Origin of the sequence: Jeotgalibacillus alimentarius, assembly GCF_000829445.1 — a bacterium.
Taxonomy (GTDB): Bacteria; Bacillota; Bacilli; order Bacillales; family Jeotgalibacillaceae; genus Jeotgalibacillus; species Jeotgalibacillus alimentarius.
Genome location: NZ_JXRQ01000025.1, coordinates 210378 through 234100 on the forward strand (window position 1 = coordinate 210378; position 23723 = coordinate 234100).

Sequence of the window (23723 nt, forward strand, 5' to 3'; positions counted from 1 at the left end):
GGATGTGGAACAGTTAATGGGAAGACTGATGCAGAATGAGACGATAAAGTTTATTATGGTCGGTTTTTTTAATACATTTCATTATTATTTGTGGTATTTGCTTTTTACGGAAGTGTTGACGATTCATTATATTGTGGGCCACTGGCTGGCGTTTTTGATCAGTATGGTGGGGTCGTTTTATCTGAATACGTATTTTACGTACCGTACAAAGCCGAGCTGGCGGAAATTTTTTCAGTTCCCACTTACGTATGTCGTTAATATTTCGGTCTCAACCGGAGCGCTATATATATTGACCGAGTGGATGCAGATTGATAATAAGATTGCACCGCTGCTGGCTTCCGGGGTTGCGATACCGTTTACCTTTGTGATTTCGAGAAAAATTTTGAAGACGGAAAAGGATTGATCCGGTGAAAACGTTAAGTATTGTTATTCCGTGTTATAACGAAGAGGAAACAGTTCAGAAGTTTTATGATGAGACAAAACAATGGATGGAAAAGGTTCCTGCTGACATTGAATATGTATTTGTAGACGATGGCAGCCGTGACCGCACGCTTCCCATTTTAAAAGAGATGGCTGAGCAGGACGATGACGTTCATTATATCTCGTTCAGTAGAAATTTCGGGAAAGAGGCTGCGATTTTAGCAGGATTCCAGTATGCAAAGGGTGATGCGGTTGTCCTGATTGATGCTGATCTTCAGCACCCTCCTTCTCTGATTCCGATGATGTGGAAGCATTTTGAGGATGGGTATGATCAGGTCATTGCGAAGCGGAACCGTGCCGGTGAGAAGTTCACCCGCCGTAAGTTAACGAATGTATATTATAAGCTTGTTAACAGGCTTGTTGAAGTTGAGATCACAGATGGTGTAGGTGATTTCAGGCTTTTAAGCAGACAGGCACTTGATGCACTGCTTTCTTTAACAGAATATAACCGCTTTTCAAAAGGACTGTTTTCGTGGATTGGTTTCCATGAAAAGATGATTGAGTATGAAAATCAGGTCCGTGTGGAAGGTGCCAGTAAGTGGAGTTTTGCGAGTCTCTTAAATTACGGGATGGATGGCATTCTGTCATTTAATAATAAGCCGCTCCGTATTGCGATATACAGCGGGATCGGTATTACGATGTTCGGGTTCATTTATATCCTGATTACACTTGTGAATTATTTCATCAATGGTGTGGAGACGCCTGGTTATTTTACAACGATCTCAGCCATTATTCTGCTTGGTGGTATTCAGCTGTTGTTCCTTGGCATTATCGGGGAATATATCGGCAGGATTTATTATGAGACGAAGCGGAGACCGCAGTATTTAGTGAAAGAGAAAAATTGATAAAGGAGCCTTCTGATGCCTGAGGATTTATTGAAATGGATGAAGAACCATATACGCAGGGAATGGAAAATTGCTTTTATTGCCGCTGCTGTTATCGGTTTTCTAACGCATATGTATGTGATGACGAATACGCTGCCTAATCATGATGGGCTGATTAATGTGTATAACACCCAGGAAAAGTTTGTATCGGGACGGTTTTTCCTAAGTCCACTTGCCGGGATCAGCTCGTATTTTGACCTTCCCTGGCTGATTGGCGCACTGTCTATTCTGTATCTTTCATTGACTGCTGTTTTTGTTACAATTTTGTTTGATCTAAAGAAAACGATGTCTATTGTGATTGCTGCAGGAATGATTGCTGCTTTTCCAACAGTCGGTGCTACTTTTTCTTATATGTTTACTGCAGACGCTTATATGCTTGCGAACCTGCTGACTGTGATTGCGCTTGTGATCGCAAAGAAATGGCGTTTTGGCTTTATTCCGGCAGCATTGATTTTCTTTGTGAGCGTCGGTACGTATCAGGCTAACCTGACGATGCTTTTAGTGTTTGCAGGTGTGTATCTCATTAAAGAGCTACTGAAAAAAGAATCCACGCTAAAAGATTTCTTTATACCGCTTCTGCGTTTTTCCGGCGTAGCTGTAATCGGAATGGGTCTTTATTATGTTCTCTTTAAAGTTTATCAGACATTTTTTGCCGGTCAGATTACGAATTATCAAGGGCTGAATGAAGTTGGGGCAGGCGGAGAGAGTCTGCGTGCAACACTCGGAAAGATCAAGGACAGCGGTCTGGAATTTTTCTTCCATGGATTTGTGACTGATGCATTTCCAAGGCTGTACAGCTTATTAAATACCGGTTTCTTCATCGTACTCACAATCGGTCTTATACTGGCAGTGATTTATAACCAACTATACAAACAGCCTGCTAAACTGGCATTGTTAATAGGAAGTCTTGGTGCACTGCCATTCCTGACTTATCTGCTGTATTTTGTGTCACCCGGTGTGACATATCATATGCTGATGGTAATGGCGATTTCATCAATTTACCTGCTGCCGATTATCATTTATGATCAAATGACTTTTGCGAAACGCATTCCTTTTACAGCAAAAGCTTATTCATGGATAGCGGTGCTGCTGATCAGTGTCATCATTTATAATTTTGCAGTGATCTCTAATATTGCTTATTTCAACATGAATCTGCGTTATGAAAAATCATTTTCAACGATGAACCGTGTGCTTGACCGGATGGAACAGACTGAAGGTTATAGTGAACTTCAGCAAATCGGTTTCATCGGTGCACCGGATATCCGTTCTAATCTCGGCATTAAGGTTTGGAAGAGCATTCCTGAAATGACAGGAGCAATGGGAGATTCATTTATCGCCCATCCTCCACATATGGAGTATATGCTGAACACGTACTTCGGTGAGGATTATTACCTGATTTCTGATTATACATTAGAAGAGTTCAAAGCGATGCCTGAAGTTCAGGAAATGCCTGTATGGCCTGAAGAGGGATCAATTCAGCTCGTTGATAATACGCTGATTGTGAAGTTTGCGGATTATGAATAACAGAAGAAACGCCCGGACTGTGGAAGTCCGGGCGTTTCGTTTCATTTAATCATCAAGGGTATTCAGCGGACTTTCATAAAAGAAATAATAGTCCCCGTTTGACACTGCAGTCGTAATATACTGCTCCTGTGGTGAAAACACCAGCACACCATTACGATCTAAATGGCGATAGTTTTCAAACGTGTAATCCGTCGGCAAGATTGCATGCGTCGGATCAATTTTATTCAGTTCAGCATCCCTCAGTTGTACTTTGCGGGAAATCTGCACGATATCAAATGACTGGTCAATGCTCCAGTACATCGATTCAGTGGCAGAGCCTGCAAACAGCACTGACACTTCACCATTCCACAGTCTCAGCATGAGATTGCCGTTTTCTTCACCCTCTACAAACAATGTTGCATTATCGTCTCCTGCGATAAAGTCAGTATCCCCGATGATCGTGCGTCCGATGCCAAGATCATTTAGCATCTCAAGGTAAGCGGTCCCGCCTTCTCCGCCTCCGTCAACCGCTTCTTCAATACTATACTTTACAAACAGCTCCGGGACTGCCCCATTTAACGTATCATCACTCAGCTCAGTCGCTACAAATGTATCAATCTCTGTAAAACCGATATCACTCAGCTGATCATCAAGTTCTGCTGCATCAAGTCCGGCATCAATTAATACTGTTGACTGATCTGCAAATTCAATCACAGCAGCATCCCCTTCATCGTCGCCAAGGAAATGTATACGTGTGTCTGACAGGGGTTCATATAGATAATCAGATGTACGTTTTAAAAACAGCGCGAAATGCTGACGCGACGTCTGCTCATAAGGACCGAAACTGCCATCTGCATAACCTGTTGTAATACCTGCAGCTGCCACACGGCTTATGTAATCCTGTGTTTCTTCAGGCAGTGACGTTGTATCAGTAAATGTGATTAAGTCATCTCCTGAGATCAGGTTATACGTTCTCACCAGCACCTTCGCCATCTGACTGCGTGATAGTGTACCTGCAGGGTCAAAATACGACTCTCCCTTCTGATCCGTCTTGCCTCCGATGATATTAAGAGAATAGGCAAACTTTACTTCCTCATACCCGTACATACCAGGCTTCAGATCAGTAAATCCAGGGTCCTCCCCTTCAAAGTCATTGATCTCCTCTTCAGAAAATCCGATATCACGCAGCAGCATTTGAACGGCATTCAGACGGTTTACCGGTGCCTCAGGCTTAAACGTGCCATCCGGATATCCGTTGATCACACCTTTTTCAACGAGCCAGTCGATCTCTTCTTCATACATCGTGACATCAGAAAATGTTGCACCATGTCCTGTCAATGACGGCATAATGATCAATAGTAAGAGTAAAGCGGGTAAAAGTTTTTTCATATATTCTCCTTTCTTATCATTATGACTACAAGTTTATCACAAACAGTGACAAAACCTTATCCTGAGTGGTACGCTTAGTCAGTAAAAATGTATTGACAGAGGAGATACTATGCGTAAGGAAAGAATTGAATCACTGAAATTTATGAGGGTGGTTGCCATGAACCTGGTTGTGCTGATTCACGTCACAGCACCGGCGATGGCTAATGTGCCCCCTGATCATTTTTTATATGATATTTATTTGATGTTAAACCGTTTTACGAGATTTGAAGGCGCCGTATTCGTGTTTTTAAGCGGACTTGTACTCTTTTATAATTATGAGGATAAGCCTTACACACTGAAAACCTGGCTGACATTTTACAGGCGCAGGTTCATGTTTATTCTCGGTCCTTACCTTGTCTGGTCCATTTTCTATGAACTCTTTTCCTATTATATGGGGTACCGCGAATATGAGGGACTGCGTGCAATCTGGGATAACCTGTTAGTCGGCGGCTCGTACTATCAGCTTTACTTCATTATGATTCTCGTACAGCTGTTTTTCTTCACACCGCTTTTCATTTATTTGATTAAAAGGTTCAGGTTTTTTAACCGTTATTTCTTTATCATCGGTTTTGTACTCGAATTTCTCTACACGATGTGGAATAACGAAACAGGTGCCATCACCTTCCCATTTTTCATGGTCTATCTCGGAAGCTTTTTCTTTGGAGGCTGGGTTGGTGTTCACTATCAGAAAGTGAAACATCTCTGGAATAAAAAAGCGGCCTTTGGCTATACTGCAATGACAATTGCATTCGGACTGATCTACACGTATGCATTTTATTATAGCTATACACTCGAAGATCCGGTTATGCCATACAGTATGCTGACGGTTGTAAAGTTATTATTCTTTGCAACATCCTGCTACTTGTTATTTAAAATGGGGACCTGGATTGAGCAGAGTGCTCCTTCTCCAGTACTTGCAGTGATTGAGCGGCTCAGAATCTATTCGTTCGGATTCTATCTCGTCCATCCGTTTATCCTGGTGATCTGGTCCAACCTGCTCGTTGCAGAAACGTTTTTGGAATTTAACATTTATATTGCCCTGCGTTTTCCACTCGTCATGCTGAGCACGTACCTCTTTATCAGAGTGTGCCACATCATGTTCCCTAAAGCATGGTTCCTGTTCGGAAACCTGCCGGCAATTAAAAAAGAATCACCTGAGCCATCAAAAAGCTGAGACATTGTCTCGGCTTTTTTCTATGATAGCTGACAGTTGGTGGCCTCAGAAGGAGTAACAGTCAATTATTACATAACCATTCACTTATAAGACCATAGTCATTATACAATCTCAGTAGCTAAAGTTTTAACCAATTCGATCTGAAAAGTCAGTAAGTTTACAAGAAAAACAGGCTATCAAACTATCGAATCATCTCTATACTTCTTCAGGTATTCCATTATGATCAAACAACCTCCCTTATATATGAGCGCAAAGAATGATTTTGGGGATTTCAGTCAGTTAATGCTTTAATTTTATAACAAACACGTTACAATTATATCTATGTGATGCTAAAGGTGTATATACACCTCAATCAAGCACACACTTTAATACTTAATTAACACTTAGGAGGACATTATACTATGTCAGTAAATCGTAAATTTTTAGCTGGAACAGTCACGACTGCACTTGTTGCATCTGCTGTTGCACCGGCTGCAGCTGCTGAAGAAGCACAATATAACGCTCAGGAAGAACTTTTCACAGATGTTCCTGAAACAAACTCACACTTTGAAAATATCTATAAAGCAGTAGACTACGGTCTATTAAGCGGTTATCCGGACGGCACTTTCAAACCGCTAAATGCACTTACACGTTCAAATGTTGTAAAAGCACTTGGTAAATTCGTGATCGCATCTGAAGGGTACAGCGATCTTGCAGACTACCTTGCAGATAACGACCTTTCAAACGTTGAACCTTTCAACGATGTAACTGCTGATTCACGTGACTCAGAGCTTTATAACTTCTCACTAATCGTTAAAGAAGCAGGCATTTTCCAGGGAAGCAATAACAACCTGATGCCTTCAAACAACATCACTCGTCAGCAAATGGCACAGGTAATCGTAAATGCCTTCAACCTTGACGAAGTGGAAACTGATAACGAAGCTGTTGTTGAAGACCTTGACACAGCATTCACAAGCTACCAGGATGACATCCAGATCCTTGCTAACCTTGGCGTGACAACAGTATCTAACTTCCGTCCACTTGACCAAACATCACGTGGCCACCTGGCTTCATTCCTGACAGCTGCTTATGAAGTATCAATTGACGAAGATTCAGAAGAACTCACTTCAGGGATCTCTGGCTTCATCGTGGAAGGTTCAGAAGACGCTCCTGCTGAAGGTGCAGTCGTTTCAATCGGTGACCAGGAAGCTGTAACTGACGAAAATGGATACTTCGAGCTTCTGAACGTAGCAGCTGGTGATGCAGAAGTTACTATCTCTAAAGAAGGCTACAAAACAGTTGAAAAAGATACAACAATCCTTGAAGATACTGTAACTGCTTTTAGTGGTGACCTTGGAACAGCGATTGTTACTACTGATATTTCTGTAGCAGGTAACATTGTTAATGGAGATACTGGCGCAGACGTAAATGGTGCGACTGTATCAATCCAGGGACTTGATGAAGACGGCGAATGGACAAATCTATTTACACAAAAAGATGTTGATGGTTCTTATACATTTAATAATGACAGCAACGTTCTTGAGCTTGGCGGAGAATACCGTCTGGTTGTTGAAGCTGACGGCTTCAAATCTTACACTCAGGACATCACACTAGATGACCAGAATGTTGAAAACACAATTTCTGGTATTGAGCTTGACGAGATTGAAGAAATGGCTCTTACAGTAAACGTTATGGATGCTGACGGGACTGAGGTGCCTGCTACATCTATTACAATTTACGATACTGAAGAGAATGAAACTGTGTTTAATGGTTCAGATGAAGATGCAACTACAGAAACTTTTGACTTTGAATCAGGCTCTTATCAACTTGTAGTAGATGCAGCAGGCTTTGCAATTTCTAATACAACGTTTGAAGTAGTTGAAGGTGCTGACCAGACTGTAGATGTAGAGCTAGAAGAAGGATTTGAAGTAAATACAACTGTTGGTACTGCAGGAGTAAATGAAGTATTTACTACTACTGACTCTGCAGTTAAAGTTGAACTCCTACAAAATGGCACACCTGTTGCTGATCTAGACGGAACAGATGTAACTGTTACTGCCGATACAATTTCTGCTGACTTTGACCGTGTAGCACCAGGTGAATACTCACTTCGCGTATCAGGTGACTACATTGTAACTGATACTTTCACAGGAATTACTGTAACTGACGAAGACGTTGACTTTGAAGCGCGTGCTGAAGCTGCTGGTGTGATTGATGGTACACTTGTTGATGAAAGCACAAATCCAGTTAATTCTTCAGTAGTTGTAAACTTACTTGATGAAGATGGATCTATTGTTGATACAATTGAAACTAGTAATGGAACATATAATTTTACTGGTGTTTCTGCTGGAACTTACACAGTTGAAGCAGTATCTAAAACATTAGTAAACGATTCAATTGAAGTAACAGTTGTAAAAAATGGTGATGTTAATGAAGATGATGCAGTAATTACTTTAGCTACACCTGCAACTACCGGAACTGTTTCAGGGTTTGTTCGTGAAGCTGGAAGTCTGGATGCAGTAGACGGAACAGTTGCTTATTATAATGAAGCTGGTCAACTGGCATATGACACTACTGTTGCATCAAATGGTTCTTACACAGTAGATGAAGTTGATCCTGGCACATATGACGTTGTCGTTCGCGGTGATGGCGTTGACACTTATACTGCTACAGTAACTGTTGCAGCTGGTGACAACTTACAGCGTACTAACTATCTTCTTGAAAATGGCGGAGACGCTTCAATGGAAATCACTGCAGTAGACAGTGAAGGTGAAGCAATTGACCTGACAGATGCTGATATCGATTTAACTGATGCTTACTATGCTACAAAAGCAGATGAAGAAACATCAGTAATCGGTTCTTGGAATGAAGATGATGCTGCAGTTACTGCGGATACAATCACATTCGAAAACCTGTCTGCAGGTACTTACGACTTCGATCTAACACTTGGTAGCTTTGTTGACTACGAAGGCACAGCAACTGTAGCTTCTGGCGAAGAAGCTCAGCTTGAAATCACGCTTGAAGAAACTGCTTCTCAGCGTACTGTAGATTTCAAAGTACTTGATGAAAACAATGCAGATGTAAATGATAAAGTTAAAGCAGTTATCTTTAACGAAGATGGCACTGTAAAAGAAGTACTTGCTGATGGTGCAACTTCTGTTGACCTGATGGACGGCGATTACACAATCGCATTCTATCTTGACGGTTATGCAGTATCAACACGTGACTTCACAGTTGACGGAGAAGATGTAACAATCCCGGTTGTTCAGCTTGTTGACATCTCTAACTAATAAATAATCTGAAGCATCTCAAGGCCTAACCGCCAAGAGATGCTTCTTTTTCTTTTACTGACTCTTTCTGGGCTTTAGAGGCCAGGTCATACAATGCACACACCTGATTTCTACCTGCATGTTTAGCAATATACATAGCACTGTCAGCACTCTCAAAAAGCTCTTCTTTTAAACCTGCATGCGTATGACTGACACCTGCAGAAACTGTGAGATGAAGTGCAGTACCATCTTTTAGCTTAAAAGTATGATGATCGATTCCCCGGCGGACTTTTTCAGCAAGCTTTTTCAGCTCTTTCAGCTCTATATCCGGCAGCAAAACTGTAAACTCTTCTCCCCCATTTCTCGAAATAATGCCCTGATTACCTGTGAGCTCTCTTAGACGGACTGCAACTTCTTTTAATATATCATCACCGGCTGAATGTCCGAATGTATCATTAATATGTTTAAAGTAATCTAAATCAAGCATAATCAGACCAACCGGATTTCCGTTTTCAACGTATTCATTCATATAATGATTGTAATAATGATCAAATGTCCTGACGTTGAATAGTTCAGTAAGCGGATCTTTTCTCGCATTCTCCTGGATTTCATAAAATGTATCTGTCGCTTTACGGATATAACGTGCAAAGTAGAGCACAAAATATCCACCACCAAGAGCCATAGCCGCGTGGAACAAGGCGGCCAAAGCTACCTCAGCAATTGAATCTGACACGACCCAAAATGCAATGAAAAAAATCGAATGCGCATATACAAGAAGCAGTGTCCACTTTTTCCATACGGTCCATTTAACGTATTGCCCGATGAGACCCGTTCCTATTCCAATCGCGAGCATCATAAAGAGCGCAACGTGAGAGGAATAGTTCACATCGATCATATAGCGGCCTGCAATGACAACGCCTGAGGCAATCATAGCTGGAATGAACCCGCCATAAAGAGCCACCATTGCAACTGCCACATGCCTGAGGTCCAGTATCGTGATTTCATTTATCGTAAAGCTGAAGTTCATTAATAACACACTAAATACACCCGCAATCAGCCCATCAATTACTTTAAGACTGAATCCAGATTGAAGCTTCAGTTGATTCCTTTTAAATAGCTGATGCCATACAAAAGTAAAAGAGATCATAATCGAAATATTAATAATAAAATCTCTTAACATCCTTTCGCTTCCCCTCGAATGCTGAATTTTTCGACATTTTTGATATTATACCATATCCATGTCAGGCGTGATTATAAATTACCTATAAATAAAACAAAATTATACTGTATTTAATCCTCCTTTTTACCCTTTTCAAATATCAAACTGAATCCGATGATATAGATATCAGGTTAAAGAGGAGCTGAAATCGTGAATAAAATGGTCAAATCATCATTTTTCATCCTTTCAACAGCAGCATTCTTTACAACAGCACCGGAGCAGACATCCGCTGAAGAACATACCGTCGGCCCGGGTGACACGCTTTATAAAATCGCTAAAGACCATCACACTACAGTCGATCATCTAAAAAAAGTGAACCGTCTTCAAACTGACACCATACATGTAAACCAGGTTTTGGATATTTCACAGGCAATTGAGACAACAGACGCTGCTACACTTAAAACAGCTCAGAACATACCCGATGATTCAGCAGAAATCTATACCGTTAAAGCTGGCGACAGCCTTTCTAAAATTGCAATGACACACGGTGTAACCGTTCCGGATCTTGTGACATGGAACAAGCTTCCGACTAAAAAAATTATGGTTGGCCAACAGCTGACTGTCCGTTATAAAAAAGCCAGCTCTCCTTCACCAGTGGAAGAAAAGCCTTTAAATCATACATATACCGTAAAGGCAGGAGACAGTTTATCAAAAATCGCCTCACAATATAAAGTAACAATTCAACAACTGATAGATTGGAACAAGCTCAGCTCCACCATCATCTATGTAGACCAGCAGCTCATCATTCATTCAGGCGGGTCCGTGCAACCACCGACTGATGCCGGTAATGCGGATCTATATAAAGTAAAATCAGGTGATACCCTTTTTCAGATCGCTTTAAAATACAATGTAAAAATGAACGAACTTCTTAAGTGGAATAACTTGAAGTCTCCAAGAATTTTTGTGAATCAGACACTCCATGTTAAAAAGCCTGAAGGTCCGACTCACGTGGTAAAACCGCCAGTGGAAGTGCCTGAGAAAGCATCCGACGTGATTGAAATTGCCATGCAGCAGATCGGCGTTCCATACGTATGGGCAGGTAATACCCCCAATGGATTCGACTGCAGCGGCTTTATTCATTATGTGATGAATGAAGCGGGACATTCAATGAGCCGTCATAATACACAGGGGTTTTATGACCGTTCATATGAAGTCAGCAAGCCGGTACCGGGTGACCTCGTGTTTTTTGAAGATACCTATAAGCCAGGCATCTCACACATGGGCATTTATATCGGAAACAACCAGATGATTCACGCCGCTGATAATATCGGTGTCATCATCAGCTCACTTGATAATGTATATTGGAAAAAACACTTCGAAAGCTTTAAAAGGTTTTACTGAACCCGTCAATCTGGCGGGTTTTTCTTATGGTTAAATATTGCCCTTTTTGCCCCTGTGAAAACTTTTTTTGTATAAATATGTTCTTTTTCGTTGCAAGCAAGGAAAATATATACTACTATTATATGAGACTATTTAACCATATGTTTTTCTATTATTGGAGGAGATTTCTTGAAAAAGGATAACTGGGAGCTCAACATTTCATATGATGACTACTCGTATCAAGTTACTGGAGATTTCAAAAACATCGAGGAACATTTATCACTTGCAATAAATCACTTGCAAAAAGCTGAAGCTACCAACGAAAAAATGAAGTTTGACCTCAGGATTTACGGTAAAGCACCTTCAAAAATAGAAGAACTCTCAAAAGTAAATCAAACGACAATTGAGATCGACACCGAACTGAAATCGTTCGTAGACTCCCTTGGCACAAGGATCGAATGGATCTACTGCCTGGGATTAAGCTATTACGCAAACATGATCAACCAGAATAATATCGCAACAGCCAAATCACTTAAAACACTATACACAGCAGCAGATATCCGGCCACCTCAAAATATACATTTATGCATCAATCAGTGCGTACGGAAAAAATACCTGCAGCCGATCGGCAAGTCTGTCGGCCAGAAAGCATATTACATCACAGATGAAGGAATCACATTCATCGAACAGCAGATTCAAAAAGGCAAAACCAGCCAGAAAGAACTCGAATACGAATCTGAAGAACAAAAAGAAGCAGTCGAAACTTTCATCTCAACGCTATCAAAAAGAGATAGTGCATCCCTGAACCAGATGAACGGCATGAGCGAAAAAATCCTGCTCATGATGTATCTCATGAAAAAAACAGGCCTGACAAAGCCAGTACGCCCCCACCTCATCTACATGCTGATGGTACGCGTATTCGGCTATGACGGCCTCCCACGCTCAGTCCATCTCGGACTGAGCCGAACCAGACCATTAACCAAAAAAGTCAAACTCTCCAACAAAGTACACTACATGCTGACCCAGGAAGGCATTGATTGGGCTGAGGAGAAAGCTGTTGAGGGGCAGAGTGCAGATCTTTAGGGGGAGCTTTTTTAGGGGACGGAGTTTACACTCCACTTTAGAGATGAACTCTGTCCCTATAGAGCAGAGTGTTAACTCCGTCCCCGTTATCGCTATCCCATTCAAATAAGCCATGCTGTATGTGTTAGACAGCATGGCTTTAGTTTTGGTTTGGGCATTGTGCTTGGTTTCGGGGACGGAGTTGGCACTCCACTTTCGACACGAACTCTGTCCCTTGATCTTGGAGTGTTAACTCCGTCCCCGCTTTCCTTTACTCTGTCCCTGAAAAATGGAGTGTTAACTCCGTCCCGCATTAACTCACCTTAAACTTCGCCACAATATCACTCAATTCTTCAGCCATTTTCGTCAGTGCTGCTGAACTTGAGGCCACTTCCTGCATTGAGGCACTCTGCTCTTCTGAAGCAGCTGCGATTGATTCGCTTTCTGCTGATGAATCTTCTACCATTTCAGCTGTGGATTCAACTGAGCGGACCATCTGCTGCGTGCTCGCATCTAGTTCGGTGATGGCTCCCAGCACATTTTTAGCAGCTGAAACGATCTCTGCAGTGGACTGCTCTATTTCAATGAATCCTTCACCGGTTCTCTCCATCGCTGTCATGCCGTCGTATACTGCTGCTTCACCATCAGTCATCACTGTAACAGAGCGTTCAATCCCCTCTCTGATATGGGAAATCAGTTCCTGAATCTGGCCTGCTGAGCGGCTTGACTGTTCGGCAAGCTTTCTGATCTCGTCTGCTACTACTGCAAAACCTTTTCCATGTTCACCCGCACGTGCAGCTTCGATTGCTGCATTTAACGCGAGAAGATTTGTCTGTTCAGCAACATCTGTAATGAGACTGACAATACTGCCGATCTGCTGAGACTGATCACCGAGACTTTGAACTGCCCTGGCAGCTTCATTTGTTTTTGACTGAATTTCTTTCATTTTTGCTGATGTTTCTTCCAGGTGCTTCTTCCCGGTCGTAACCTGAGCAGAAGAAGTCGTTGTCGCATCATTTGCAGAAGTCAGATATCCTCTTATATCTGTAATTCTCGAAGAAATATCCTGCACAGTATGCCTCGATTCAGCAGCCTGAGACGTCTGTTCATTCGCATTTTCTGAAATCGTCTGAATCGATCCTGCTATCTGCTCGCTCGCCCGGTTTGTCTCGTCGGCACTCGCACTTAACTCTTCCGAAGAAGCAGCCAGCGTGTGTGACACCTGATAGATCTGGCTCACCATGCCGGATATATTGTTTTTCATCAGGTTCAGACTGTCTGCAAGCTCACCAATCTCATCCTTATTTTTAACATGAAGATCTTCAAGAGCCAGATTATTGTCACTCATTTCCTGTAAATGATTTCTCACTTTTACAATCGGCTTTGACAAACTTCTTGCAAATAAAATCACAATGATGATACCTGCAGCTAAAGCAATTCCTGCAGTAATCGCAATCAGCGTCAAAATCTCATTGGCTCCTTCGTTAAAATCCATATAATATGAGCCTGTTGAAATGATCCAGCCCCAATTCGGATCATAAGCGCTGTACATGATTTTATCAGCTGTTGACTCCGGATCACCTGGTAAAGTCCAGGCATACTCCGTAAAACCGCCGCCTGCATATGCTTTTTCAAAAACGTCTTCTACAAACTTAAAACCATTTACGTCTTCCGTACCTGTCATATTCTGACCTTCAATTGAAGGGTGAGCAAGCAAAGTACCCGTCTCATCATACACTGCAAAATAACCATTATCACCTAAATCAACAGGCGTCTCAATCAGCCGAGTCCCATCCTCCTGAAGCGGTCCGATCAGCTTCTCCTTTACACTTTCCTGTGCCTCTTCAAGTGAAAGGTCCCCTGCCTCCACCTGTTCATTCGCAACCTCAATCATCTGCAACGCTAAATGCACTGCATTCTCAATCATCACTTCTCCGCTCTCAGTCAAATTATTCTTCGCTGACAAATAACTGACCGTCCCCAACACTACAAGCGGCACAAGCAACAGCAAAATACTCACCGTTAACAACTTCGACTTTACACTCTTCATCCCCAGAACCCCCTTTATTTGAATATTTCGTCTATAAAACATATATCGGTGGATGAAAAGCTTTTTTGAGTATATAGTCTTATTTTTCCGATTTAGATGTTTAGGGTTAACGAAGTTGTGGTATTGAGACACCTTTTTTAATCAATGTCTTCTCGGTATCTTTGGGGACGGAGTTAACACTCCATTTAAAAGGGACAGAGTTCTTGTCGAAAGTAGAGTGTTAACTCCGTCCCCAAATATTTCTGCCACTAAAAAAAGCCTCCCGAATCAGGAGGCTTTCTTCAATAACTTATTAATTTTACTGCATTGTTTCAACGTCTAAGAAGACTGAGATCATCTTAGCTGCCTGTGCGCGTGTTGAGAATGCAAGTGGACGATACTGGTCGTCATAGCCTGATGCGATACCAGTTTCATATACGAATGATACAGCATTAGTTGTTTCTTCTCCCCAGCCTTCTACGTCCGTGAAGTAGTCAGTTGATTCAGGAGTGAACTCATCTCCATCAGCCATATATGCTCTGTAAAGCATTAGAGCAAGCTGTGAACGCGTAACCGGCTCGTATGGTCTGAATTCTCCGTTAATACCATTTACAATACCGTTAGCTGCAGCTGCTGCAATTTCAGCCTGCGTTGCTTCTGCTACATTTTCAAGATCGCTGAATGAAGCTTCTTCATCAGTTGTAAGATCAAGACTTCTTACAATCAGTGAAGCTGCCTGTGCGCGTGAAAGTGTACCAAGTGAATCGAACATTGTTTCTGTTTTACCTTTTAATACTTGACCATAGTACAGATCAGCAACATAAGGCTGGAACCAGCTGTCAGCCATAACATCTACAAATGGTGTCAAAGCAACAATGCGGTTTTCTTTTTCAGGAGCAAAAGTACCTAGCTCTGCGATATAATCAGCAAATGTTTCATAGTCTCTGAAACCTGGTTCAGATACGCGACCATCAGCATATGCTTCTGCAAACACATCGAAGTTATCTCCACCTTTAGCAGTGAAAACGTTTGTTGCAACTTTGTACATTTCATCTTCTTCAATCATCACTGCTTCGTCACCCATCCAGACATAAGCTTCCTGTACACGTGAACCTGCTTCCATTGATGGGTCAAAAGTAAATTGCATACCCGACACATGAAGGAATGCTCCTAGTTCTGCTGGGTACTCACTTACACTATGCTCAAGTGCTTCAAAAATTTCAGCACCTGATAGATTCATAATTGCAAGATCATTACCAAATGGCATAACAGTCAGAACATCACCAAGCGTGATTTCTCCTGCTGGAAGTGATGCACGGATTCCTCCGCCATTTTGAAGCGCGATCACTGTTTCAGGATCGATAGACCGTGCTTTATCAAGCATTGCATCAGTAATCAGGTTTCCAAGATTTGTTTCTGCAGTCCGCACTCCGCCAAGACCGCGTGTTCCATCGAGGAATACTTCAGATACTCCACCAGTCGGTTGAGTTTCAAGTTCTTCTACAGCCTCAGAATATTCGACAAGCATCTCTGCTGCTTCTGCATCTTCTTCAGTAAGTTCACCGATGTCGTGAAGCATACCTTCATAAGAAGTTACCATACCTTCATTATCAAAAGTAACGTCAAGCTGTCCAAGTTCGCTATTGTTACCGCCAGTCTGAACAATCAGTGTGTCGCCAACCATATCCGGCTCTTCTAGTGAATAGTGCGTGTGACCGCCAACAATGATATCAATGCCTTCAACTTCAGTTGCAAGTTGAATATCATTATCTACTGCAGCACTGTCATTATAACCAATGTGTGTTAAAGCAATAATTTTATTAACACCGGCAGCTTCAAATTCTGCTACTGCTTCTTCAGCTGCAGTCAGATAATTTGAGAATGTAACAGGACCCGGGCTTGCAATCCCTTCAGTTTCTGCAGTTGTCAGGCCAAAAATACCAACTTGTTCGCCATTTACTTCTTTAATAATACCGTTATAAATTTCTCCATTTGCAAACTCTGCTGTGTAATCAAATGACTGAATGCCATCAAAGTTCATATCTTCTGAGAAATCCACATTAGAAGCAACAAATGGGAAATCTGCTCCTTTAACAAATTCTGCAAGTTCAGAATTTCCATCATCTGATCCTAAATCAAACTCATGATTTCCAAATACCATCGCATCGTAACCCATCAGATTCATGAACTGAAGGTCCGCCATACCCTGAAATTCATTAAAGTAAAGAGTTCCTGAAAAAACATCCCCCGCATCAAGTAACAGGTTATTTTCCGGCATCTCAGCCTTTAGGTCTTTTACAAGCTTGACACGCTTTGCAACATCGTCAAGATTCGCATGCGTATCATTCGTATGTAGTACTCTCAGTTCAAATTCGTGGTTATCTGCATGAGTTTCAGCAGCCTGGAATCCGAACACGCCTACTGCCATTGCACCAGCAACAGAAGTCATTAATAACTTTTTCTTCATTTGACACCATCCTTATAATTTTGTCTGACAGACTTATTATATATGTATTTTGTAAAGGAAAGTTAAGAAAATTGTAAAAACATATATTGAAAGCGCTGTCAATTAGAATCCTACCATTCTTCTCCTTTGAGAACAACTTTGAAGTCAGTATATTTTTATCATTCTAGTAAAAAGAATTGAACCAAAAGAATTGAACTGCTTTTTTTAAGTATTTTTAGATGAAGGAAAGGGTTGTATAATCATAAGTAACCACTTATGAAAGGAGCATACGATGAAAATCAAATTATTATCTGTTTTAACAGTATTCTTTGTATTTTCAAGCACAGCTTTATCAGCAGGTTTCTCAGATGTACCAGGTGATCACTGGGCAAGTCAGGAGATAAGTGAGCTTTCTGAAGCGGGGATCATTGGAGGATTTCAGGATGGAACATTTAAACCGGAAAGAACAGTTTCAAGAGCGCAGGCCGCAGCACTGATCGGCCGGACACTTGAGCTCGATGTAACGTCAATCCAGAACCCAGGATTCACTGATATCACAGAAAATACAACCGGCTACCGCTACATCGCAAAGCTGACAGAGCTTGGGATCTTTAATCAGGCAGCACAATTTAATCCAAACCAGTCACTGACGCGCAGCCAGATGGCAAAAATCCTCACTGAGTCTTTCAGTCTGACAGGAAGCAGTATGAAGCGTTTCAGCGATCTGACACCAGGAGGAGAAGCCGCGACATATGCAGGCACGCTTTATAAGGCAGGCATCACAACCGGCACTTCCTCTAGCACTTTCAGTCCGAACGCACCCGTACTTCGGGCAAATATGGCTGTTTTCCTAAGCAGAACACTCGAATTTTTGTCAGATAATCCTGATGGCAACGCAGGCACTGATTACACTGAGCCAAGCGCTATTGAAAAAGAAATTTTGAGACTCGTTAATATCGAACGTCAAAACGAAGGATTACAGCCGCTAACATTTAAAGCAGAAATGCAATTCCTGGCTGATCTCAAATCAAAAGATATGGCAGATAACAACTACTTTGACCACACCTCACCAACCTATGGAAGCCCGCAGGAAATGGTCGCTTACTTTGGCTACCCATGGTCTTATGTAGGTGAAAACATCGCAGCCGGTTATCCAACAGCACAAGCCGTCGTCAAAGGCTGGATGGAAAGCCCCGGCCACCGTGCCAACATCCTTAATGAAAATTATACACATATTGGGATCGGGCATTATGAAGGTGGATATTATGGAGATTATTATACACAGATGTTTTTGAGGGAGTGAGTTCGGTCAGTTTTTTGGGGACGGAGTTAATACTTCATTATTGAGGGACAGAGTTTGGCATTTCGGGGACGGAGTTAGCACTCTATTTTTAGGGACAGAGTTTAACAAATTAATAGAGTCTAAACTCCGTCCCCGCTACTCCTCTCCTCTATTTCACCTCAATCAACTCAACAATCTCACGCCCTTCTCCATCTCCATACCAAGTCGATTGTACAATACCGATATTTTCCACATAATAATCTACATAGTCATACCCCTGGACTTCTACTGCATTTGTGAAGGTTCCTGCTGGTGTTGTTACAGTTGCGTTTGTATCAGTAATTTCCAATATTAAACCGTTCTGGTCCATCCATGTACGGCCTTCTTTGATTGGATAACCAAGTGCAAAGCTGAACGTAAGCTGGGGTTCCCCAAAGACAATGCCGTTATTTGATTCAATAATGGATGATTCTGAAGTGATTTCGTGATTTTCACCAAAGTTTCTTTCCCAGACATCTCCCTCTTTATGATTGATCATCATTGTAGAATTACCTGTCTGATACGTATAAACTTTTGACTGGTCCGGCATATAGCTCGCCTGGTCAAATGATGGTTTGAAATCTTCATTTAAAAGACGTGCCATGAATAATGCGAAATGCTGTCGCTGTATCTGTTCAGCGGGTCTGAACGTGCTGTCTTCATAGCCTGTCGTAATATCCGCAGAAGCAAGTCCGTTTACGTAAGGGTTTGCCCAGTGCCCCATTGGCACATCAATGAACGAAATGCGCTGACGGTCGTATAAGTCATACCCTTCGCTGAGAATCTTCGCCATCTGTGATCTAGTTAATGGTGCATAACGGTCAAAATACTGATCTCCATTTTCATCCGTTTTTCCTGAAATAATGCCGAGTTCCACGGCTGCGGCAATCTCGTCATACCCATAGCTGTCAGGATTCAAGTCAGTAAAACCGGGATCAGATACATTTTCAGTGTCCACTCCAATTTCCCTGATAAGCATCTGCACTGCCTGCAATCTGCTTAACTCAGCAGTTGGCCTGAACGTGCCATCACTGTATCCCGACAAAATCTCCTTCTCTTCTAAAAAGCGGATCTCATCTTCATACATATTTACATCTGAAAATGCCTGCACCGGTGCTGTCAAACTCATCGCTGCGATGCCTGCACCTAGATATGTAACCAGTTTCTTCATTTAAATTTCTCCTAGCAATTATTAAAATAAACTCCAAAATTCTCATGAAAATTATCATTTTCATTACGACTAATACAATTCATTTAAGAATCATCATTATACTAGAATATATAAACGAAATTAGATATGATAGCATTCAGCTGCGGTAATACTTTGGTTGGTAAGCCAGCAGCTCTCCTTATATTCAAAAAAGCCAGGCATAGGCGCCTGGCTTTTCATTATATTTATTCAGGAATCCAGTCCGTTTTCCACAGACGTTCACACGCTTCAAGTTCAAACTGATCGTTGATTGAAAGCTTATAAATGTCGGGTTTCGTTGTCTGCAGACTGAATTCAAATCCATAACGGTCATCAAACCAGCTCATAATACAGGCAAAAATATTTCCATGGATACCAACTGCAATCTTTTTCCCTTTATGTTCATCAACTGTTTCTTTCAAAGCAGCGATTCCACGTTCAATTACTTCATTGTTAGATTCTCCCTCAGGAAACTTAAAATCCCTATCGTCGAATACCTTTTTAATCGCAGTAAGCGGTTCTTCAAAATGATGATCTCGCGCTGCCAGATCACGTTCTCTAAACCGCGGATCGATCTCAACTTCCTGATTCAATTCCTTTGCAAGTCCTTCAACCGTTTGCCTTGCCCTCACATAAGGACTCGAAACAATGACCTCAATTCCCTCATTAACCAAAACCTCAGTCACCTTCTCAGTAGCCTTCCAGCCCTGCTTCGACAAGCCCCGCGTCTCCTCAAACTCCAGTGAAAACACCGAATGAGCATGCCGAACCATATACACCTCTGTCACCATCACGCACCCCTCCCATCAAATCCGTCTTCCCTGACTTGTTCCTATATTTTACTATAGTAAGGACTGAGATACTATCTATATGATGTACCTTGGGATTGGGGACGGAGTTTGTACTCCATTTATAGGGGACAGAGTTGACACAATACCAGCTTCTGAACTCTGTCCCCACATAAAAAGAAGATTTACAAATCTATTTTTGTTCTTTATAATGAACATAATGTATATTATTAAGAATTATATAAAGGGAAGCAGGGGGTGCTTTTTTGAATAAAAAAAGAAGTAAATGGCGGCGCTGGTTAATGATTGATTTGGCAATCATTTTAGTTATTACAGGTTTTTTTGGTGCATACGGTTTTCATTTTTATCATTCAATTGCAAGTGCGTCTAAAGATATTCATGTCTCAATCGATAGAACAAAATCAGATAAAAGGGTATCTTCAGTTCGTTTTAAAGAACAAGACCCTTTCACAGTTCTTCTTTTAGGAGTAGATGAACGAGAAAGTGATCGTGGTCGGTCAGATACGCTGATTCTGGCTACGGTGAATCCCAAGACCGAAACGACAAGTTTACTCAGTATTCCAAGAGATACGTATACAGAAATTGTCGGACATGGTACATTCGATAAAATTAATCATGCATACGCTTTTGGCGGTATTGAAATGGCTATAGATACTGTTGAAAACCTTCTAAACGTACCCATCGACTACTTTGTAAAAGTAAATATGGAGGGCTTTGAAGATATTGTGGATGCGGTAGGAGGAATTACAGTTGAAAACGCATTTTCGTTCAGCTCAAATGGTTACATGTTCGAACAAGGTCAGATTAACCTCAATGGAAAACAGGCACTTGCTTACGCCCGCATGCGCTATGAGGATCCTGCCGGTGACTTCGGACGCCAGGAACGACAAAAACAAGTTATTGAAAACATCATTAAAGAAGGAGCGACTGTCACCACATTGTGGAACTATAATGAAATTCTGCAGGCACTCGGAACAAACCTGAAAACCAACCTGACCATCCCGCACATCATCCAGATCCAAAGCGACTACAAACCAGCCCTCAACCACATGACAAAACGAAGTATTGAGGGTGGGGAGGACACCTATATTGATGGAATCTATTATTATAAAGTCCCTGAGGAACGGATTAGAGAATTGCAGGGTGAGTTAAGGGGTGAGCTTGGATTGTGAGGAGTTTATTTGGGGACGGAGTTAACACTTCATAATATAGGGGACAGAGTTTATCCAAAAATGGAGTGTTAACTCCGTCCCCAATTCCGTCCTGCCCAATTCACTTACCCTTATAATGCCTCCTCACCTCATCCAGCATCCCAGCCTTCTCCAAATACTCAACCGGCGCTAAAAATGTGATGGTGATTACGCCTGGATGACGGCCGATTTCGATCGATCCTGTGATAGTGGTGCGGTTCATGATTTCAGGAACGGTTACGCCAAATAGATCAGCTGCGCGCTGCAGGCCGTTGTCTGTGGCAAGGTTCAGATTGGATCCTGTACCGATTACTGAAACAGGTAGTGATTCTTCGAGCTTTTCTATGTTCCATTGTTTCGCTACTGCCTGTGCTGAATTTAGTTCAGCTTCTGTAAATGGTTTTGCTGTATAAGGAAGGTCTTCCTCATTTGGCAGAAGGATTGGTCCTTCAAGGTTCATATTTTTAATCACATGAACCTGTAAGTGAACAATACCTGAAACGTCAGCAGTGTGACCTGCAATTTCGCCGTCGCCTTGCATCGCGTGCATATCTCCGAGGTACACACCGCCGCCAGGTACTTTTACAGGACAAATCAGTGTTGAACCTGCACGCACCCGACTAATATCCATATGGCCATCAGTACGGTGCTCCTTCAGCTCATCTTCAGTTACCTTATAATCATGCGGTGCGCCAACTAAAAATGATCCAAAGTCACCAGCGTTGTGAGAATCCGGAATTGGCCGTGAAGGCGTCGTACCCAATTGTCCCAGGAACGGTCTCATACGCGCCACCACCCCAACAAGATCATGCGGCGCAAACGTCACAATCGGATTCTGCACAGATTGATCCGGCGTCATCATATAATGACGGCCATCGCGCGCAATCGTCTCAGCCGACTCCTTTGACATCGTCACACCCACGTCACCATGCTCACTAAAACTTATTGTATAGCCATTTGTAAATACAAAAGGCGTCACATCAGCGTGACAGTTTGCACATCTGATTGCCTCCTGACCGATCCCGTCAATGACCGTATCCGGATACATTGTTCCGCACTCCGGACATTTTACCGCAACAAACGGATCGCCGAGAAAACGCCCATCAACCGGCGCATCATTTCCTGAAGCAGTCGCCAAAGACGTCACATTGATCGAACGAATTTTAATCACAATCGCATCCCCCGGCTCAGCCCCCTCAACAAACACAGGCTTCGTCACCTCATGACCACCCCGGATACAAGGCGTAATCATTGGTCCCCAGCACCCAGGCGCCGTATTCGCAATAATATGCCCGCCATCACGCACCGGCCCAAGCATCTCTTTCTCCGGATCCAGCACCCCGTCAATAAACGAATTCACCAGCAAAGTCTCAGTCGCTTTCGACATATCCATTTCCCCTTTCTGAAAATTCAGTTTTATTATAACTTATTTTGGAGAATATCTCGAGTTCGAGGTTTTTTGGGGACGGAGTTAATACTCCATTTACAGGGGACAGAGTCAACAAAATAAATAGAGTGTCAACTCCGTCCCCAAAACAAAAGCTCTTATTCCTCTCGCTTCCCTGCTCGCCAAATCACACCAAGCGGAATACCGAGAATTCTTGATAGCTGAGGGCCGGAAATATCTTTTATTGATTTCAGATGTTGAATAATAATGATTTTTTCATTCATTGGAAGTTTTTTTATATTGGGGAGTTCGACTGAGCCTACATGGGATTTTATTAAGTCAATTGCTTCAGTATCGGAGTGTTTCATTCGGTATGGGGATTTTCTTTGAGGAAGTTCATAGACAGCTTCTGTAAATTCAATAAAATAATTCACTGCTTTAACTGGATCGCGAGAAAAGAGCTCTAAAATATCCCTACGGTCACTCAAATCATTGTACAAACTTCGCTGACTATAGTATTCCTGACAGCTGCTCCAAAAATATAGCGCAGGGGATTCAACAATAAAACCGCGTACACAGTTTTGGTGAATGTAACGAATCGCAGTGTGGAGATAGGAGATATTTTCAATCGGACTGCTGTAAAATCTTCCGGCATAAATTGAACCACTGCCTCTGTACTTTTGATTGAAATACCTTGCGTAACTTCCATTAAGACTCTGCATAATCCTTGAAATAGAATAATCTGATTCCTTCATTACAAGATGGTAATGATTATCCATCAAGCACCAGGCATAAATCTTAAATTTCTTCTCATTCTTGATTTTTAGAAGTTTTTTGAGAAACATTTCTCTGTCTGCATCATCATAAAATATCAACTGTGAATTAATTCCCAAAGTATCAATATGGTAAATACCTGTACTGCTAATCTTTCTTCCTTCTCTTGGCATTGCAGTCTCTCCTTTTTTAATTATTTTTGGGACGGAGTTTGCACTCTACAAAAAACGTAGTGTAAACTCCGTCCCGCAATTTCTAAA

At 42.0% G+C, this 23723-nt stretch carries 17 protein-coding genes; 9 read left to right on the plus strand and 8 right to left on the minus strand.

Translation table 11 applies throughout. The annotated features are described in order from the left end of the window. Window positions 1-4: 4 nt before the first annotated feature. The 3 genes from KP77_RS13645 to KP77_RS13655 are packed head-to-tail and all read left to right on the plus strand — an operon-like array spanning window position 5 to window position 2888. Complete coding sequence (locus KP77_RS13645; protein ID WP_235420722.1) at window positions 5-403, plus strand: GtrA family protein; 399 nt, start codon at window positions 5-7, stop codon at window positions 401-403. Between the two features lie 4 nt (window positions 404-407). Further along, entirely contained in the window at window positions 408-1325 is a 918-nt protein-coding gene (locus KP77_RS13650; protein ID WP_041123281.1) for a glycosyltransferase family 2 protein, read from the plus strand. Between the two features lie 15 nt (window positions 1326-1340). Next, window positions 1341-2888, plus strand: coding sequence for a glucosyltransferase domain-containing protein (locus tag KP77_RS13655; protein ID WP_041123282.1), 1548 nt, complete (start codon window positions 1341-1343; stop codon window positions 2886-2888). A gap of 45 nt (window positions 2889-2933) precedes the next feature. Here the strand turns inward: KP77_RS13655 and KP77_RS17620 are convergent, their stop codons facing one another. Beyond that, window positions 2934-4256, minus strand: a complete 1323-nt coding sequence (locus KP77_RS17620; protein ID WP_052474233.1) for an S-layer homology domain-containing protein — start codon at window positions 4254-4256, stop codon at window positions 2934-2936. Between the two features lie 109 nt (window positions 4257-4365). On the opposite strand from KP77_RS17620, the gene KP77_RS13665 reads away from it, so the two are divergent. Next, entirely contained in the window at window positions 4366-5469 is a 1104-nt protein-coding gene (locus KP77_RS13665; protein WP_041123283.1) for an acyltransferase, read from the plus strand. Between the two features lie 401 nt (window positions 5470-5870). After that, the gene (locus KP77_RS13670; protein WP_041123284.1) at window positions 5871-8738 is read left to right on the plus strand and encodes a carboxypeptidase regulatory-like domain-containing protein; all 2868 of its coding nucleotides are present in this window, start codon (window positions 5871-5873) and stop codon (window positions 8736-8738) included. A 25-nt stretch (window positions 8739-8763) separates the two neighbouring features. On the opposite strand, the gene KP77_RS13675 is transcribed toward KP77_RS13670, so the two are convergent. Further along, entirely contained in the window at window positions 8764-9897 is a 1134-nt protein-coding gene (locus KP77_RS13675; RefSeq protein WP_041123285.1) for a GGDEF domain-containing protein, read from the minus strand. A 198-nt stretch (window positions 9898-10095) separates the two neighbouring features. Here KP77_RS13675 and KP77_RS18555 point away from each other — a divergent pair, with 198 nt between their 5' ends. Both KP77_RS18555 and KP77_RS13685 read left to right on the plus strand, forming a co-directional pair. Then, window positions 10096-11277 carry a C40 family peptidase gene (locus tag KP77_RS18555; protein ID WP_041123365.1) on the plus strand — a complete coding sequence of 394 codons (1182 nt, stop codon included), beginning with the start codon at window positions 10096-10098 and terminating at the stop codon, window positions 11275-11277. 168 nt (window positions 11278-11445) lie between these two features. Beyond that, window positions 11446-12339 carry a hypothetical protein gene (locus tag KP77_RS13685; protein WP_041123286.1) on the plus strand — a complete coding sequence of 298 codons (894 nt, stop codon included), beginning with the start codon at window positions 11446-11448 and terminating at the stop codon, window positions 12337-12339. A 292-nt stretch (window positions 12340-12631) separates the two neighbouring features. On the opposite strand, the gene KP77_RS13690 is transcribed toward KP77_RS13685, so the two are convergent. Beyond that, window positions 12632-14368, minus strand: a complete 1737-nt coding sequence (locus KP77_RS13690) for a methyl-accepting chemotaxis protein (protein ID WP_041123287.1) — start codon at window positions 14366-14368, stop codon at window positions 12632-12634. 298 nt (window positions 14369-14666) lie between these two features. Beyond that, entirely contained in the window at window positions 14667-16814 is a 2148-nt protein-coding gene (locus tag KP77_RS13695) for a bifunctional metallophosphatase/5'-nucleotidase (RefSeq protein ID WP_041123288.1), read from the minus strand. A 271-nt stretch (window positions 16815-17085) separates the two neighbouring features. Here KP77_RS13695 and KP77_RS17625 point away from each other — a divergent pair, with 271 nt between their 5' ends. Further along, window positions 17086-18096: an S-layer homology domain-containing protein gene (locus KP77_RS17625; RefSeq protein WP_052474238.1), complete on the plus strand. Its 1011-nt coding sequence runs from the start codon at window positions 17086-17088 to the stop codon at window positions 18094-18096. Window positions 18097-18244: 148 nt separating this feature from the next. On the opposite strand, the gene KP77_RS17630 is transcribed toward KP77_RS17625, so the two are convergent. Then, the gene (locus tag KP77_RS17630) at window positions 18245-19285 is read right to left on the minus strand and encodes an S-layer homology domain-containing protein (RefSeq protein ID WP_052474240.1); all 1041 of its coding nucleotides are present in this window, start codon (window positions 19283-19285) and stop codon (window positions 18245-18247) included. Between the two features lie 224 nt (window positions 19286-19509). Continuing rightward, the gene (locus KP77_RS13710) at window positions 19510-20094 is read right to left on the minus strand and encodes a histidine phosphatase family protein (RefSeq protein WP_041123289.1); all 585 of its coding nucleotides are present in this window, start codon (window positions 20092-20094) and stop codon (window positions 19510-19512) included. A 263-nt stretch (window positions 20095-20357) separates the two neighbouring features. Here KP77_RS13710 and KP77_RS13715 point away from each other — a divergent pair, with 263 nt between their 5' ends. After that, window positions 20358-21284, plus strand: coding sequence for an LCP family glycopolymer transferase (locus tag KP77_RS13715; RefSeq protein WP_041123290.1), 927 nt, complete (start codon window positions 20358-20360; stop codon window positions 21282-21284). 100 nt (window positions 21285-21384) lie between these two features. On the opposite strand, the gene KP77_RS13720 is transcribed toward KP77_RS13715, so the two are convergent. After that, window positions 21385-22695 (minus strand): acetamidase/formamidase family protein, encoded by a 1311-nt coding sequence (locus KP77_RS13720; protein ID WP_084218711.1) that lies wholly within the window; start codon window positions 22693-22695, stop codon window positions 21385-21387. 152 nt (window positions 22696-22847) lie between these two features. After that, on the minus strand, window positions 22848-23636 hold the full coding sequence (locus KP77_RS13725) for a transposase (protein ID WP_041123292.1): 789 nt from the start codon (window positions 23634-23636) through the stop codon (window positions 22848-22850). Window positions 23637-23723 lie beyond the last annotated feature (87 nt).